This window comes from Plantactinospora sp. DSM 117369 (assembly GCF_053764795.1).
Map to the genome: position 1 here is coordinate 5846844 of NZ_CM132446.1, position 17949 is coordinate 5864792.

Genomic DNA, 17949 nt, shown 5'->3' on the forward strand with positions numbered 1-17949 from the left:
AGCAGTCGACCAAGATCCGATGCCCCAACACGGGAGCCTCGCCTGTGCTGTCTTACCCCGCCACGATCCCGCTGTCCAGTCGAACCCTGAACCACCTCGCAGACCGTATTCGCACCCGCCGCCGGCGGCATCGCTCGCGGTGGCGGCGCCTCGACCCCGGCCGGCAAGCCCTGCTCACCCTTGCTCACCTGCGCAACGGCGACACCTACGCCCGCCTCGCCGCCGGGTTCGGCATCGGCGTCACCACTGCCTGGCGCTACGTCCGCGAAGCCGTCGACCTGCTCGCCGCAGCCGCCGACGACCTGGCCACCGCCATGGACCGTATCCGCGGCCGGGCATCACGCGTGGGGTAAGCCGCCGTGTCGATCGCGCCTCCTGGCCACCGCGGACATCAGGAACAGCGGCGGCGTCTGCCCGACAACGGCGGTCAGGTAGTTCCGGCCTTGCCCACGCTCGCGTTGAAACCGGGCAGTTTGATCCCGAGCGCGGCCGGCAGTTTGTTACGGCTGGTCACGCGGAGCTTCCGGTAGACCTTGGTCAGGTGCTGCTCGACGGTGCTGACGGTGATGTAGAGGCGACCGGCGATCTCACGGTTGCTGTATCCCTGCACGGCCAACGTCGCCACCCGCAGTTCCGCCTCGCTGAGCTCGTCGGTCCCGTCGGTGTCGGCGGCTGTCACCCGGTACGGCACCACGGTCGCGCCGTTCGACCCGACTGGGCCGTCCGACGGGAGGGGCGTGGAGGCCACCACCGCCACCCGCTCGCGCACGGCCGTCCGCCTGGGCGCGACCGGCACCAGGTGCGACGATCCCGGTCTACGCACCCGGCGGTTGTTGAACGTGGCCTGGACAGGCGGCACGGGGACCGAGTAGCCGAGTCGCGCGACCTGGTGGTACAGGGCCTTCCGTTCCTCGCCGGTGAGGGACGCCGCCAGGCCCGCCCGCACCTGCGGATGCCGGAAGGTGCCGTGGTCGAGCAGCCCAGCGCGGTCCAACAGGAGCACCGCGCGCGTCGCGAGCCCGTCGGCCACGCCGAGCAGTCGACCCAGCAGCTCGGACGGGAGCCGGGTGCCGAACACGGCCAGTGCCCGGGCCGCCGAGACAACGGTCGGCTCGAGTCCGTGGAAAATGCTCAGGACCGCCTCGCCGAACGCGTCGCCGACAACCGGGGAGCCCGACGACCCGGCGTCCTCGATCGCCGCCCGCAGCAGCAGCGGGCTGCCACCGGTGAGCGCGTGGTATTCGTCGGCGAGTTGACCGAAGCGCGGATTGCCGTGCTGATTCAGGACCCGGGCGACTCCGTTGCGGGTGAACGGCTCCACGTGCATCCGTCGGCAGTACGGGTGGTGCAGCAACTCCGCGCGATCCGCGCAGTCACTGGGAGCCATCCTGAGGCTCTCCGTCATAACCACCATCACCCGCGCCCCGCGCAGGCGTCGTACGAGCATCGACAGCCAGCGCCGCGACGGCGCATCGGCGTGTTCGAGGTCGTCGATGGTGATCACCAGTGGCGTCTGCTCGGCAAGTTCCAGCAGGGTCTGGCCGAGCCCCCGCAGCACCCAACCCTTCTCCCGGGCGGCCTCCGGGGATTGGTCGTGCCACCGGAGCAACGACGCGTCGTTGAGCTGGGTCGCCAGAGGCTCCACGGTTCCGCGTCGCGGGTACGTACCGCGGGCCAACTGGTCGACCACTCCCAACGACAGCGGCTGCTCGGCACGTGCGGCGACGGCCGTAAGAACCAGTGCACCCGAATTCGCGGCCTGATCGGCGAACGCGTGCAGCAGTTCGGTCTTGCCTCCTGCCACCGATCCGCTGATCAGCGTCGCGCTGCCCATACCCTCCACAGCTGCGGCCAGGCGTAGGTTCAGCATCCGCATCTGCTGCGTACGCTCGACCAGCTCCGCTGCACCAACGGTCATGAAGGCTCACCTCCCCCGTGGCGGCCATACGGCCGTCGGCCCTGTCCCCCCGGCGAGACAGGGCGGAACCAGAAAATCCCAGATCTCCACCGTTCACAAGGCGCGGCGGCTGTTCCGAACGATCTCGAACACGCCGTTCCGATCGAGACAAGGCCACCGGCCCGCGCGGGTGAGGAGGATTCCTGGTCATGGCATCGACGAATACCCCGCCGGACGGCGCGGTCCTTCCTCGGTCGAGGACGCGTTCCGGCTCGCCGGCGCGGTCGTCACCACCACCGCAGTAGGGCGAGTCCCGCTGCCATGCCTCCGCCGAACCCGGCGAGAAGGACAACGTCGTCAGAGCGAATGGCTCCGGACCGCGCCGCCATGTCCAATGTGATGGGGACCGACGCGGCACCGGTATTGCCGTACTCGCCGACCGTCGTGTGCATCCGCGCTGCCGGCAGGTTCAGTTGGCGTTCGAGGTCGGCCAACATGTGTACGTTGGCCTGGTGCGGCACGAGATGCGACACCTCGGCGCCGGCAACTCCGGAGTCCAGCAGGAAGGCGTTCACGGCGGGCGGCACCTGCGCGACGACGAATTCGCGTACCGCGCGACCGTCCATTGCGAAGTAGTGCAACCCGCCGTCGATCGTCTGTGGAGAGGTCGGGAGTCGACTGCCCCCGGCGGGTACCCGGATGAGGTCGGCGGTCGAGCCGAAGGTGAGCAGCCGAGTGGCCAGCACGCCGCCGGCCGGTACGGGCCCGAGCACCACGGCACCCGCGCCGTCGCCGAAGAGGATCGCGGTCCGTCGGTCCGTCGGGTCGAGGATCCGGGAGTAGATGTCGGCGCCGACCACGAGGGCGTAGCCCCCGGAGGCCAGTAGCGACCGCTGCGCGACGGCAAGGGCGAAGACAAACCCGCTGCACACCGCGTTCAGATCGAAGGCGGCCGCGGCGGGAGTGGTGCCCAACCGGCCAGCGACCGTGGACGCGGTAGGGGGCTGCGGGCTGTCCGGGGTCGACGTCGCCACCACCACCATCGAAAGCGCCGTGGCGGGGATACCGGCCTGCTCCAGAGCCGCACGCCCGGCGACGACAGCGAGGTCGGAGGTGGCTTCCCACGACTGCGCCCAACGACGGCTGCCGATTCCGGTCTTTCGCCGGATCCACGCGCCGTCCACCCCGGCGCGGGTCGCTACCTCCTCGTTGCTCACCACGTTGTCGGGGAGGCAGGAACCCGTACCGATGATCCCGATCCCCGCCCCCGGCAGCGGCTCGGCGTCCGGCCACGCCTCCAAATCCGGTCGCGACGGGTCCGGCGACTCGCGACACTGACACTCCCAGTTCGCCGCAAGCTCATCCGGCATCGACCAGGAGGCGACCGCGCAGCCACGCCGGCAATGCTTGCCGTCGTCGGCACCACCATCGCCGGTCGCCTCTTCGCGCCGTCCAGAATTCGACCGTTGTATTCGTGTCATCGGGTCCCCTTCATCACCGGCAGCGCCGGGTCCGGCCCACATTGCCGTATACGCCGTGCGATGACTTGCGATGCGATCCGGTACGGCCCCGGTGCCGCACGCCGCCACACCATAGAGCTATTGGGCAATTCCCCCCGACATCTTGCGGGAGAGCGCAGGTTCAGCACACCCGTAGATAGGAGTGGTCCTCTCTCCGAATAGGGGTTTCCGGCGCAACGCGATCAGGGGTGCCGGTAGGGGTGCCTAGGGGTTACTCAGGGGCTGACGGTCGTACCGGGGTGTCGCTAGGGTGGCCGCAGACCGATTGGCGCAGCACGGCCGATACGGTTGTTCATTCGGCCCGGCAGTCTGTTGCCGGCCGGAAAACATCTCGGACGATTCCTTCGCGGAGCGGTGGCACACGTGGACAACATGGCTGAAATCCTCGAAGCGATCGTCACGGGCGAACGGAAAGCGCTTGGCGCTCTTCCCGTTCCCGAGTTCTACCGAGGCATTACCGTGCACGCCGACGAGGTCGAGATGTTCGCCGGAATGCCGACGCGCCAGAAGGATCCCCGGCGGAGCCTCCACCTCGACCACATACGGACACCCGAGGTCGGGCCGGGCGAGGCGCTGATCGCGGTCATGGCCAGCTCGATCAATTTCAACACGGTGTGGTCGGCGATTTTCGAACCACGGCCGACGTTCGCGTTCCTCAAACGGTACGGCCAGACGTCGGCCTCGGCCGGACGGCACGACCAGCCGTTCCACGTCGTCGGCTCCGACCTCTCCGGCGTCGTGCTGCGCGTCGGTCCCGGGGTCAACGCTTGGCGGCCGGGGGACGAGGTGGTCGCACACTGCCTCGATGTGGAATTGGAGCGCCCGGACGGGCACGACGACAGCATGCTCGACCCGCAGCAGCGGATCTGGGGATTCGAGACCAACTATGGCGGGTTGGCCGAGCTGGCGCTGGTCAAGGCCAACCAGCTCATGCACAAGGCGGACCACCTCACCTGGGAGGAGGCGGCCTCCCCCGGCCTGGTGAACTCGACCGCTTACCGGCAGCTCGTGTCCCGCAACGGCGCCTGCATGAAGCAGGGCGACGTCGTGCTGATCTGGGGCGCCTCGGGCGGACTCGGTTCCTTCGCGACCCAGCTGGTGCTGCGCGGTGGCGGAATCCCGGTGTGTGTGGTCTCCAGTGCTGCCAAGGCCAACGTCTGCCGGGCGATGGGCGCCGAGCTCATCATCGACCGCGCCGCCGAGGACTACCGGTTCTGGGCCGACGAGGACACCCAGAATCCGAAGGAGTGGAAGCGGTTCGGCACCCGAATCCGCGAGCTCACCGGCGGTGAGGACCCGGACATCGTCTTCGAGCACCCGGGGCGTGAGACCTTCGGTGCCAGCGTCTACGTCGCCCGTCGTGGCGGCACCATCATCACCTGCGCCTCCACCAGCGGGTACAACCACCAGTACGACAACAGGTACCTGTGGATGAGCCTCAAGCGCATCGTCGGCACCCACTTCGCCAACTACCGCGAGGCGTGGGAGGCCAACCGCCTCATCATGAAGGGTCGGATCCACCCGACGCTGTCCGTCGTGTACCCGTTGGAACGCTCGGGCCAGGCCACCTACGACCTCCACCGCAATCTGCACCAGGGCAAGGTGGGCGTCCGGTGCCTGGCCCCACAGGAGGGCCTGGGCGTGCGGAACCCCGAGATGCGGGCCCAACACCTCGACGACATCAACCGGTTCCGCCTCGACTGACGAGGACTGGTCGGCAGCGCGTACCCGGTCGCAGGTCGTGGCGTCGCTGGCGGCCAGGGACGTCCAACCCGGTCCGCGCGGCTTACCGTGCCCCCGCACCAACCGGGATCCGCTCCGCAACTCACATGTGCAGGCCACCGTTGACGGCATAGACCTGTCCGGTGATGTAGGCCGACTCCGGGTCGGCGAGGAACTCCACCACCCGTGCCACCTCGTCCGGATCACCGAGACGTCCCACCGGGATCCTGCCGACGATCCGCTGCAGGGCGGCGTCCGGTACGGCGGCTGTCATGTCGGTGGCAATGAACCCCGGGGTCACGGCGTTCACCGTGATCCCCTTGGCCGCTGTCTCCTGGGCGAGACTCATCGTGAACCCGAACATCCCTGACTTCGCCGCGGCGTAGTTCGCCTGCCCGAACCCGCCGGTCGAGCCGATGATCGAGCTGATGTTCACGATACGGCCGGACCCACGGGCCAACATGTGCGGCAGGCTGGCCCGGGAGAGGTAGAACGCGCCGGAGAGGTTCACGGTGATCACCCTGTCCCAGTCCGGCGCCTCCATCTTGCGTACGGTCCGGTCGACCGTGATCCCGGCGTTGTTGACCAGGATGTCCAACCGACCGTGCCGTTCGAGGACCTCGTCCACGACCCGTACGCAGTCGTCGTTGATTCCCACGTTGCCCTGGTGGACACTCACGTCGCGGTCGGCGTACAGGTCAAGGAAGCGCCCGGCGGCGTCCTTGTCCTGCCAGTAGCCGGCCGCGACCCGCACCCCACGCTCGATCAGCCGAAGGCAGATGGCGTGGCCGATGCCACGGATCCCGCCGGTGACGAGGGCCACCTGACCATTCATGTCTCCCATTACCGCGTTTCCTTTGCTGCTCGTGACGGGAACCAACGTGCCGGCACCAAAACGCGTTCAGTACCCGAACTCCTCGCCGATCAGGTCCATCAGCTCGTCCGCGGTCGCGGCGTCGAGGTCACCCTCCACCTGCGCGTCGACCGCCTCCAGCTTCGTCAGCAGCGTCCGGAGCCGGCCGGCCAGGACGCCCCGGTCACCGTCCACGGCGGTCATTTCCGCGACGGATGTCTCCAGCGCGTGCAACGCCGTCAGCGCCGCATTTCCACCCGTGGCCGGGCCGAGCGCCAGCCGGGCGGCGAGATGTCCGGCCAAGGCCAGCGGCGTGGGCTGGTCGAAGATCAGAGTCGCCGGTAGCCGTACGCCGGTCATCACGCTGAGGCGGTTACGCAGTTCCACCGCCATGAGCGAGTCGAAGCCGAGGCTCTTGAACGCCTTGCCCGTGGGTACCGAGCCGATCGACGGCAGGCCCGCGGCGGACGCCGCCTCCGCCCGTACCAGATCGACCAGAACCTGATCGCGCTCGGCCTCGGGCATCCGACGTAGGCGGTCGAGCAGTTCCGGCCCGCCCGCGTCACCGCCGCCGCCGTCGCGCGGCGTTGGTGCCGGCGGGACCAGGCCGCGCAGCATCGCCGGTGGTACGGCGCCGGAGGCGCGGAAGGCACGGGCGTCGAACCGGAACGGCAGCACGACCCCGGCACCGACGGCGCCGGCCGCGTCGAACAGGTCCAGCCCGTCCGCCGCCCCGAGCCGCACGAATCCGGCACGGGCGATCCGCTTGATGTCGGTCTCGGCGAGCTTCGCGGTCATGCCGCCGCTGTTCTCCCAGGGGCCCCAGCCGAGCGCGAGCGCCGGTCTGCCCGCCGCCCGGCGCCGTTGGCACAGCGCGTCGACGAACGCGTTCGCCGCCGCGTAGTTGGCCTGCCCGGCGCCTCCCAGGGTCCCGGCCAGCGACGAGAACACCACGAAGGCGGCGAGGTCGAGATGGGCGGTGAGCTGGTCCAGGTGTACGGTCGCGTCGACCTTCGCCCGCAGTACCCGATCGATCTGGTCGTCGGTGAGGGAGCCGACCAACCCGTCGTCCACGACGCCGGCGGCGTGCACGACCGCGGAGAGCGGGTGGCCGGCGGGCGCCTCGGTCAGCGTCTTGCGCAACGCGGACCGGTCGGCCACGTCGCACTTCACGGTACGCACATGGGCACCCATTTCCACCAGCGCGTCCTCCAGCTCGCGCGCTGCGGGGGCGTCCGCACCCCGGCGGCTGGCCAGGATAAGGTGCCGCACCCCGTGCTCGGCGACCAGGTGCCGGGCCACCAGGCCACCGAGCATGCCGGAGGCGCCGGTGACAAGTACCGTCCCGGTGCCCAGCCACCCGGACGCGGCCCGTTCGGACGCGGCGGTCCGGACCAGACGGGGTACCAGGAGTTCACCGTCGCGGATCGCGACCTGTGGTTCGTCGCCGGCACGCAGCATCGCCACCGCGCCGGGCAGGGCCCGGACGGCGCTGGGATCGTCGTCGAGGTCGATCAGACCCAGCCGGCCCGGGTTCTCCAACTGCGCCGAGCGGGCCAGCCCCCACACGGCGGCGTGTGCCATGTCGCGTACGCCCTCGCCGTCACGGGCCTCGACCGCCCGCCGGGTGCAGAGCACCAGGTATGACTCGGTCAGCCGGTCGTCGTCGAGCCATTCCCGGATCACGTCGCGGGCCCGGCGCACCGCCGCCCGCGTCGCCGATGCCTCGTCGGCTCCTGCCGCGTCGCCGCTGTCGAGGCCGCATGCCACCACAACCACGTCGGGTACCGGTTCGGCCCGGTCGAGTTCGCCGCGCAGGGTGGCGAGGTCCGGGTAGATTCCAGCCGGCGGGGCGTCCGCACCGAGGTCGACTCCACCCGTGGCGGCCCACCGGCCCGCCCCGGTCACCGGCCCCGCCGCGGCGTGCGCCCAGGAGACGCCGAACAGCGAGACCGGCCGGCCGCCGAGACGCCTGACCTGGTCCCCGGAGAGCCTTCGCAGGGCCAGTTCCGCCACGGCCACGATCGGGCGACCGGCCGGGTCGGAGATCGACACCGAGACTGTGTCCGGCCCGATCTCGGTCAGCCGGATCCGCACCGACCTGGCCCCCCGGCGGTGGACGGAGACACCACGCCACGCGAACGGCAACCGGGGGTCGCCCGCGCCGTCGTCGGTGACCGGTCGGAAGGCCAGGGTGTGCAGCGCGGCGTCGAGAAGGGCCGGGTGCAGGACGAATCCGTCGACCCCGCCGGCCGCCTCGGGCGGCAGGCTCGCTTCGCCGAACACCTCCGTGCCCCGACGCCACGCCGCCGTCAGGCCACGGAACGCCGTACCATAGCCGAACCCGGCCTCGGAGAACCGGTCGTAGCAGTCGGTCAGGTCGATCGGTTCCGCACCGGCCGGCGGCCACACCTCGACCACGGGCGGCGGTGGCGGGTCGTTCTCCGCCGCCACCACGCCCTCCGCGTACGACGTCCAGGTGTCGTCGGACCCGCTCCGCGCGTACACCGTCAGCGGGCGGCGACCGGACCCGTCCGGGCCTCCGACCAACACCTGCACCGGAACCCCGCCCCGCTCGGGCAGGACGAGCGGGCTCCGCACGACCAGCTCCTCCAGCACGCCGCAGCCCATCCGCTCACCGGCCGAGAGCGCGAGTTCGAGAAAGCCGGTGCCCGGGAACAGAACCGTGCCCAGTACGACGTGTCCGGAGAGCCAGCGCTGTACGGTCGTCGCCAGGCGGCCGGTGAACATTGCCTCGTCGCGACCGGCCGATTCGACCCACGCGCCCAGCAACGGGTGGCCGGTGTCCCGCAGTCCCACCGTGGCGGGATCGCCCCGGTCGGTCGCCACCGTGTCGGGCCAGTAATCGCGCCGCTGGAACGCGTACGACGGCAGGTCGACCCGGACCGCGCCGCTGCCGGCGAACACGGCCCGCCAGTCCACCGCAACGCCCCACAGGTGTACCGAGGTCACGGCGGTCAGCAGTGACTCCGCCTCCGGACGCCCCCGGCGCAGCGCCGGTACGCAGACTGCCCGCGTACCGCCCGCGGCGAGGGTGTCCTGGGCCAGTGCGGCGAGCACCGCGTCCGGCCCCAACTCGACCAGGGTGCTGACGCCCTCGGCGGCCAGGGTGGCCACCCCGTCGGCGAAACGCACCGCCTCACGCGCGTGCCGCACCCAGTACCCGGGGGTGCGGATCTCGTCGGCGTCGGCGATGGCGCCGGTCACGTTGGACACCACCGGCATCCGTGGCCGCCCGATCGACAGCCCGGCGACGACCGTCGCGAACTCGGCGAGCATCGGCTCCATCAGCGACGAGTGGAAGGCATGGCTGACGGTCAGCCGCCGGGTGCGGTACCCGGCGGCTGCCAGGTGTGCCTCCACCCGGGCCACCTGCTCGTCCGGTCCGGACAGTACGACCGAGGAGGGGCCGTTGACCGCCGCCACGCCCACCGCCGGCGCACCGTCCGGCACCTCGGCCAACGCGTGAACCGCAGTGGCCTCGTCGGCGTCGACCGCCAGCATCGCGCCGCCGCTGGGCAGGGCCTGCATCAACCGTCCCCGTGCGGCCACGAGCGCGCAGGCGTCAGGCAGCGAGAGCGCCCCGGCGACGTGCGCCGCCGAGATCTCGCCCACCGAGTGACCGAGCAGGTAGTCGGGGCGTACGCCCCACGACTCGACGAGCCGGTACAGGGCCACCTCCACGGCGAACAGGGCCGCCTGGGTGTAGCCGGTCCGGTTCAGCTCGTCGGCGGCCTCGGGATCTTCGGCCGCGAACACCACGTCGCGCAGCGGCCGGTCCAGGCTCTGGTCGAGGTACGCGCAGACAGCGTCGAACGCCGTGGCGAACACCGGGAACGTGTCGTACAGTTCCCGCCCCATGCCGGGCCGCTGCGCACCCTGACCGGAGAACAGCACCGCGAGCCTGCCGTCGCCGGCGGAACCGCGCAGGGTCACCGGCCCGGTCGCCTCGCCAGCCCCGGGGGTACCCGCTGGTGGCGTCGGACGAACCCCGGGCGACGCCGCCGCGGCCGGTGCGCCGGCGAGCACGGCCAGACCGGCCAACGCGTCCGCCCGGTCCCGGACCAGCACCGCCGCCCGCTCGCCGAGGGCGGCGCGGCTGGCGGCAAGCGAGTACCCGACGTCGCGCGTTTCCCAGTTCTGGTGCTCCTCCAGGTACGCCAACAGCCGCCCCGCCTGGGCCCGCATCCCGGCCTCGTCCGCCCCGCTGATCAGCCACGGCTGCACCGGCAGTACCGAGCCGTCGGCCACGGGCGGGGCCGGTACCGGCTCCGCCGGCTGCTCCAGGATCACGTGGGCGTTGGTCCCGCTGATGCCGAACGAGGACACCGCCGCCCGTCGCGGCCGGTCACGGTCCGGCCACTCCCGTGCCTCGACCAGCAGTTCGACCGCGCCGGACGTCCAGTCCACCTGGGGCGTCGGCTCGTCGACGTGCAGGGTGCGCGGCAGCAGCCCGTGCCGGATCGCCTGTACGACCTTGATGACGCCGCCGACCCCGGCCGCGGCCTGGGCATGACCGATGTTCGACTTGAGCGAGCCCAGCCACAACGGATCGTCGGCGGGCCGGTCCTGTCCGTACGTGGCGAGCACCGCCTGCGCCTCGATCGGATCGCCGAGCCGGGTACCGGTGCCGTGCGCCTCCACCAGGTCGACGTCGGCCGTGGCCAGCCCGGCGTTCGCGAGTGCCTGGCGGATCACCCGCTGCTGCGACGGCCCGCTGGGCGCGGTCAACCCGTTCGAGGCACCGTCCTGGTTGATCGCCGAGCCACGCAGTACCGCCAGTACGGGATGGTCGTTGCGTCGGGCGTCGGAGAGCCGCTCGATCAGCACCAGACCGGCCCCCTCCGACCAGCCCGTGCCGTCCGCCGCACCGGCGAACGCCTTGCACCGGCCGTCCGGCGCCAAGCCGCCTTGCTTGGCGAAGTCGTCGAACAGAAACGGGCTGGCCATGATGGCCACACCGCCGGCCAGGGCCAGGTCGCACTCCCCGTTGCGCAGCGACTGCGCCGCCGTGTGCAGCGCCACCAGCGACGAGGAGCAGGCGGTGTCGATCGTGACCGCAGGACCTTCCAGGCCCAGCACGTACGACACCCGACCGGACACCACGCTGGTCGCCGCGCTGGTCACGCCGTACCCGGCGATGGTCTCCGAGCCACGCCCGAACAGCGCCGCGTAGCCCTGCGTGGAGGCGCCGACGAACACACCGGTACGACTGCCGCGCAGCGAGGTCGGATCGATGCCGGCCCGCTCCACGGCCTCCCACGAGATCTCCAGCAGCAGCCGCTGCTGCGGGTCCATGGTCAGCGCCTCGCGCGGGGTGATGCCGAAGAAGGCGGCGTCGAACCCGGCCGCGTCGCGGACGAAGCCGCCCTGCTGTGGCGCCGGGTTCCCGGCTGCGCCAAGGGCACCGACCGGGATCTCCCAGCCACGGTCGGCGGGGAAGACCGAGATCTCGTCCCGCTCCTCGACCACCAGGTTCCACAGATCCTCCGGAGAGGTCACGCCACCCGGGTACCGGCAGGCCATGCCGACGATCACGAGCGGGTCACCGTCCACCGATGGCGCCGGTGTCGGCGCGGCCCTGTCCGGCTCCGCCGTACCGGGGTCGCCCACGAGTTCGGCGTACAGGAGCCGGGCCAGGTGGACAGGGCTCGGGTGGTCGAAGACCAGGCTCACCGGCAGCCGCAGGCCGGTGGCTGACGCCAGCCGGTTACGGAGCTCGACGGCGGTCAGCGAGTCGAACCCCAGGTCCTTGAAGGGCTTGGCGGTGTGGACCGAGTCGGCATCGGAGTGACCGAGCACCGCGGCCACGTGCTCGCGGATCAGTCGCAGCAGGATCCGGTTACGTTCGGTGTCGGTCAGCGCGGTCAGCCGCTGCCGCAGCGACCCGTCCCCGCCGCCGGACGCGGTGTTCGCCGCCCGCCGGACCGTCGGCCGTACCAGCGCGCGCAGCATCGGCGGCGGCACCGCCGTCTGGCCGGCGAGACCGGTCACGTCGAGCCGGATCGGGACGACCGCGGCCTCACCGGACCGGACGGCGTCGTCGAACAGCGCCAGTCCCTCGTCGCTGGCGATCGGAAGCACGCCGCCGCGCCGGTACCGCCGCATGTCGCGCTCGTCCAGGTGCTCGGACATCTCGCTGCGCTGCTCCCAGAAGCCCCAGGCCAGGGCGAGTCCGGTCTGGCCACGGGCACGCCGCCACTGGGCCAACGCGTCGAGCATCGTGTTGGCGGCGGCGTAGTTGCCCTGGCCCGGTGCGCCCATCGTGCCCGCCGCCGACGAGAACAACACGAACGCGGACAGTTCGAGATGGCTGGTCAGCTCGTGCAGGTTGAGCGCGCCGAGGACCTTCGGCCGGAACACCCGCTCGATCCGTTCCGGGGTCAGCGACTCGATCAGCCCGTCGTCGAGCGCCCCGGCGGTGTGTACCACACCGCGCAGCGGGGCGTCCGGCGGGATCGTGTCGAGCACCCGGGCGAGCGCCGTGCGGTCGGCCACGTCGCAGGCCTCGACGACCACCCGGGCACCGGCGGCGGTCAGCTCCTCGACCAGCTCGGCGGCGCCCGGGGAGTCGAGTCCACGCCGGCTGGTGAGCACGAGGCTGGTGACCCCGTGCGCGGACACCAGATGCCGGGCGACCAACGAGCCGAGGGTGCCGGTTCCCCCGGTGACCAGGACCGTCGCCCCGGTTGGCCAGGGATCGGGCGGGAACGTCAGCACGGCTTTGCCGACCAGCCGCGCCTGGCTGAGCGCGCGGAACGCCTCGCGTGCCCGCCGGATGTCCCAGGTGGTCGCGGGTGGATGTCGCAGTACGCCCTGTCCGAAAAGTTCGACGATCGCCAGCAGCATCTCGTGGATACGGTCCGGCCCGGCCTCCGGTAGGTCGTACGCCTGGTACCGCACACCGGGGTACCGGGCGGCCACGGCGTCGGGATCACGCTTGTCGGTCTTGCCCATCTCCAGGAAGCGCCCGCCCCTGGGCAACAGCCGCAGACCCGCGTCGACGAACTCACCGGCCAGGCAGTCGAGCACGACGTCGACACCCCGGCCACCGGTGGACTCGCGGAAACGGTGCTCGAAATCGAGGGTACGGGAGTTCGCCAGGTGGTCGTCGGGCACGCCGTTGTCCCGCAGGACACCCCACTTCGGCGGGCTGGCCGTGCCGTACACGTCCGCGCCGAGGTGGCGTGCCAGCTGGACGGCCGCGGTGCCTACGCCGCCGGCCGCCGCATGGATCAGCACAGCCTCCCCGGCGTGCAAACCGGCCAGGTCGACCAGACCGTAGTACGCGGTGAGGTACGCGACCGGGACGGCGGCGGCCTGCGCGAACGACCAATCTGCCGGTATCCGGACGAGCAGCCGCTCGTCGGTGACCTCGACCGGACCGAACGTCTCGGCGCACAGGCCCATCACCCTGTCGCCCACGGTCAACCCGGTGACCTCCGGACCGGTCTCGGTGATTACCCCGGCCACCTCGCCACCGAGGCCGGTCAGCCCCGGTACCAGGTTCAGGGCCACCACGACGTCCTTGAAGTTGATCCCGGCGGCGTGGATGGCGACGCGTACCTGCCGCTTCCGCAACGGCTCGCGGGCCTGCGGGTACGGCACCAGGTCGAGGCCGTCGAGCGTGCCGGGCCGGGTACTCTCCAGGCGCCAGGTCGGCTCGTCCGTCGGGGGCAGCACCACCGCGTCCCGGTCCCAGCGGACCAGCCGTGGTACCAGCACCGTCCCGGCGCGGATGGCGGACTGTTCCTCTCCCCCGGCCAGCACCGCGCCGAGCGCCCCGGCGGTCTCGTCCCCGCCGTCGAGGTCGACCAGAACAAACCTGCCCGGATGCTCCGACTGCGCCGAACGCACCAGGCCCCACACCCCGGCGGCGGCGACATCCGGTAGGTCCTCGCCGGTCCGTACCGCCACCGCCCCCTCGGTCACCACGACGAGACGGGTATGGCCGCGCCGCTCGTCGGACAACCAGCTCTGAAGCACCGGCAGGATCGCCGGTACGGGCCCCCACGCCCGGTTGTCCGGGTCGCCGTCGTCGGGTTCGACCCGCGCGGGGACCGGGTACACGACCGCCTCGGGCATCCCGTCCGGGTCGGTGCGCCCCAGCAGCGCGTCCAACTCCGCCAGATCGGCCACCACGGTGCTGCCCGGCAGCGTGTCGGCCAGCCGTGACCCGGCCGTACCGAGGACCACGCAGCGCGGCGCGGTCCCGGTCCCGGCCGCCGGAGCCGGGCGCCAGTCCACCCGGTAGAGCAGGTCCCGCCGGGCGGCCAGCGGGCCGCTAACGCCCAGCGGGCGTACGACCAGCGCCTCGACGTCGGCGACCGGCGCGCCGGTGCCGTCCATCAGGAGCAGCGTGAACGTGTCGCCGTGCCGGGTGATCCGCACCCGCAGCGCGGTGGCACCGGTGCCGTGCAACTCCACCCCGGTCCACGAGAACGGCAGCCGGACGTCGGTCTGGCCGGTACCCAGCACAAACATCGAGTGCAGCGCCGCGTCGAACAGCGCCGGGTGCAGGCGGAAACCCGCCGCCTCGGCGTGGTGCTCCTCGGGCAGCAGCACGTCGGCGTACACCTCGTTCTCGTGGCGCCACGCGGCGGCCAGACCACGGAACTGCGGTCCGTACTGGTAGCCGATCTCGTCGAGCCGGTCGTACAGGCCGCCGACATCGACCGCGACCGCCTGCACGGGTGGCCACTGGGCGGGGACCGTGGTCGGGTCGCCCGACCGTCGTGGACCCACCGCCCCGGAGGCGTGCCGTACCCACACCAGGTCCATGCTCTCGTCGTCAGCCCGCGAGGACACACTCAGCGCCCGCAGGCCCGCCTCGTCGGGCGCCTCCACCCGCACCTGTACGACAACCGCGCCGCTTTTCGGCACGATCAGCGGCGTATGCAGAGTCAGCTCCTCGACCCGGCCGCTGCCGACCTGGTCGCCGGCGACGACCGCCAGCTCGACCAGCCCGGTGCCGGGAAACACGACCTGGCCGGAGAGGGCATGGCCGGACAGCCACGGGTGCGTACCGAGGCTGATCCGGCCGGTGAGCACCACCCCGTCACCGTCGGCCATCGGCACCAGCGCGCCGAGCAGCGAATGGTCCACCGAGGTGAGTCCGATCGCCGTCACGTCCCCGGGCGACGGCCTGGTCCGGATCCAGTACCGGTCACGTTGGAACGGATAGGTGGGCAGGTCCACCTGACGGCCGCCTGCGGGCAGTACCGTCGACCAGTCCACCCCTATCCCGCCCGCGCCGGCCTGGCCCAACGCGGTGAGCATCCGGTCCGGACCGCCCTCACCCCGACGCAGGGTGCCGGACACCGACGCGTCGACGTCGCCTTCCTCGGTGGTCTCCTGCACCGCCCCGGTCAGTACCGGATGAGCGCTGACCTCGATGAACAGCCGGTGTTCGGCGGCGAGCAGAGCCCGTACCGCCGGCTCGAAGGCCACCGGCTCGCGCATGTTGCGGTACCAGTACCCGGCGTCCAGTCCCACGGTGTCCAGCCGGCTGCCGGTGACGGTGGAGTAGAACGGGATCGATCCGGTGCGCGGTGTGACCGGGGCCAACTCGGCGAGCAACCGGGCGCGCATCGCGTCCACGTGTGCCGAGTGTCCGGCGGTGTCCACGCCCGGGATCCGCCGTGCCCGGATGCCGTCGGCCGCACACCGGGCGACGAACTCGTCGCACGCGTCCGGGTCGCCCGCGACCGAGCACATGCCCGGGCTGTTGACCGCCGCCAGCGACAGCCGTCCCGTCCAGTTCGCGAGCAGGCGCCTGACCTCGCCGGCCGGCAGCATCACGCTGGCCATCGCACCCCGTCCGGCGAGAGCGAGCCAGGCACGGCTACGCAGGGCCACCACCCGCGCCGCGTCCGCCAGGGACAGTCCGCCGGCGACGTACGCGGCCGCGATCTCGCCCTGGGAGTGGCCGACCACGGCGGCCGGGCGTACGCCGTGCGAGCCCCAGAGGGCGGCCAGCGACACCATCATGGTGAACAGGACCGGCTGGACGACGTCGACCCGCTCCAGCGGCGCCGCGGCCGGGTCACCACGCAGCACGTCCAGGACGGACCAGTCGACGAACCGCTCGATCGCGCTGGCGCACTCCTGAGCGGTCTCGGCGAAGACGGCCGACGACTCGAGTAGTTCCCGGCCCATGCCGGGCCACTGCGGACCCTGACCGGGGAAGACGAACGCCACCCGGCCGGGAACGGCCACGGCCCGGAGCACGTCCGGTGCCGGACGGTCGTCGGCGAGCGCGTCCAGGCTCGCGAGGAAGTCGTCGGAATCGCCACCCAGCAGGACCGCACGATGCTCGAACCGGGTCCGGGTGTCGGCCAGCGACTGGGCCACGTCGGCCGTGCCCAGGTCCGGTCGCTCCCGCAGGTGCGCCGACAACCGGCGGGCCTGCTCGCGCAGCGCCGACTCGGTACGGGCGGCGAGCAGCCACGGTACCCGGACCGGCGGCTCCGGCCGTGGTGCCGGAGCGGCGGTCCCGGCCGGTTCGGGGGTGTGTTCCAGAATCACGTGTGCGTTGGTGCCGCTGATGCCGAACGACGACACGGCGGCGCGGCGGGCCCGGTCGGCGTCCGGCCACGGTCGCGCCTCGGTCAACAACTCGACCGCGCCGCTGGACCAGTCGATGAACGGCGACCTCTCGGCCGCGTGCAACGTCTTCGGCAGGACCCCGTGGCGCATCGCCATCACCATCTTGATGACACCACCGACGCCCGCGGCGGCCTGGCTGTGGCCGATGTTCGACTTGAGCGACCCCAGCCACAGCGGCTGGTCCGTCGGCCGGGCCTGCCCGTACGTGGCCAGCAGCGCCTCCGCCTCGATCGGGTCGCCGAGCCTGGTCCCGGTACCGTGCGCCTCCACCGCGTCCACTTCCGCCGGGGACAGCCCGGCGGCGGCCAGCGCCTCCCGGATCACCCGCTGCTGTGCCGGGCCGCTCGGCGCGGTGAGCCCGTTGGACGCCCCGTCCTGGTTGACCGCGCTGCCCCGCAGTACGGCCAGGATCCGATGGCCCTGGCGGACCGCGTCGGAGAGCCGCTCGACGAGCAGCACCCCGACGCCCTCGCTCCACCCGGCCCCGTCGGCCGAGGCGGCGAACGCCTTGGACCGCCCGTCCGGGGCGAGCGCGCGCTGCCGCGACAGCGCGGTCAGTACGGCCGGCGTGGACATCACCGTCGCCCCGCCGGCAAGGGCCAGGTCGCATTCGCCGCTGCGCAGTGCCTGGGCGGCCAGGTGCAGCGCCACCAGGGACGAGGAGCACGCGGTGTCCACCGTGACCGCCGGCCCCTCCAGGCCCAGCGTGTACGAAATCCGGCCGGACAGGACGCTGTTGGAGCTGCCGGTCCCGGCGTACATGTCCACGCCGTCGACCGAGTTGGCCAGCAGTACGCTGTAGTCCAGTTGGGACAGACCGACGTAGACGCCGGTACGGCTCCCGCGCAGGGACGTCACATCGAACCGGGCCCGTTCGAACGCCTCCCACGACGACTCCAACAGCAGGCGCTGCTGCGGGTCCATCGCCACCGCCTCGCGCGGTGAGATCCCGAAGAAGGCGGCGTCGAACCCGGACACGTCATCGAGGAACCCGGCCTCGCGGACGTAGCAGGTGCCGACTCGTTCGGGGTCCGGGTCGTAGAGACGATCCAGATCCCAGCCACGATCGGTCGGGAACGCCTGGATCACGTCCCGCTCGGTCAGCACGAGCCGCCACAGGTCCTCCGGCGAGCGCACCCCGCCGGGATAGCGGCAGGCCATGCCGACGATGGCAATCGGTTCGGTCTCGCGCGACTCCAGCTTCGCCAGTTGCTGGCGAGTCCGGTGCAGGTCCGCGGTAACCCACTTCAGGTAGTCCCGAAGCTCCGTCTCACTCGCCATTCGCGTTACTCCCGGATCGTCGCCGTGATGCACTGCGGAACGGAACT

At 71.7% G+C, this 17949-nt stretch carries 4 protein-coding genes and 2 pseudogenes; 2 read left to right on the top strand and 4 right to left on the bottom strand.

All coding sequences use genetic code 11. The annotated features are described in order from the left end of the window. Window positions 1-44: 44 nt before the first annotated feature. Window positions 45-329: pseudogene (locus ACSMXO_RS25500) on the top strand (helix-turn-helix domain-containing protein); the annotation flags it as partial. Window positions 330-427: 98 nt separating this feature from the next. Here ACSMXO_RS25500 and ACSMXO_RS25505 read toward each other — a convergent pair. Further along, window positions 428-1918 carry an AAA family ATPase gene (locus ACSMXO_RS25505; protein ID WP_455414084.1) on the bottom strand — a complete coding sequence of 497 codons (1491 nt, stop codon included), beginning with the start codon at window positions 1916-1918 and terminating at the stop codon, window positions 428-430. Between the two features lie 266 nt (window positions 1919-2184). Further along, on the bottom strand, window positions 2185-3267 hold the full coding sequence (locus ACSMXO_RS25510) for a 3-oxoacyl-ACP synthase III family protein (protein ID WP_346262361.1): 1083 nt from the start codon (window positions 3265-3267) through the stop codon (window positions 2185-2187). A gap of 522 nt (window positions 3268-3789) precedes the next feature. Between ACSMXO_RS25510 and ccrA the strand changes: the two genes are divergently transcribed. Then, the gene (gene ccrA / locus ACSMXO_RS25515) at window positions 3790-5121 is read left to right on the top strand and encodes a crotonyl-CoA carboxylase/reductase (protein WP_455414085.1); all 1332 of its coding nucleotides are present in this window, start codon (window positions 3790-3792) and stop codon (window positions 5119-5121) included. Window positions 5122-5242: 121 nt separating this feature from the next. Here the strand turns inward: ccrA and fabG are convergent, their stop codons facing one another. Both fabG and ACSMXO_RS25525 read right to left on the bottom strand, forming a co-directional pair. After that, window positions 5243-5983, bottom strand: a complete 741-nt coding sequence (fabG, locus tag ACSMXO_RS25520) for a 3-oxoacyl-ACP reductase FabG (RefSeq protein WP_346262363.1) — start codon at window positions 5981-5983, stop codon at window positions 5243-5245. Window positions 5984-6040: 57 nt separating this feature from the next. Further along, window positions 6041-17863: pseudogene (locus ACSMXO_RS25525) on the bottom strand (SDR family NAD(P)-dependent oxidoreductase); the annotation flags it as partial. Window positions 17864-17949 lie beyond the last annotated feature (86 nt).

Excerpts from the sequence above, each read along its gene's own strand:
- ACSMXO_RS25505 (WP_455414084.1), bottom strand. The coding sequence starts at position 1,918 with ATGACCGTTGGTGCAGCGGAGCTGGTCGAGCGTACGCAGCAGATGCGG.
- ccrA (WP_455414085.1), top strand. The coding sequence starts at position 3,790 with ATGGCTGAAATCCTCGAAGCGATCGTCACGGGCGAACGGAAAGCGCTT.
- fabG (WP_346262363.1), bottom strand. The coding sequence starts at position 5,983 with ATGGGAGACATGAATGGTCAGGTGGCCCTCGTCACCGGCGGGATCCGT.
- ACSMXO_RS25510 (WP_346262361.1), bottom strand. The coding sequence starts at position 3,267 with ATGCCGGATGAGCTTGCGGCGAACTGGGAGTGTCAGTGTCGCGAGTCG.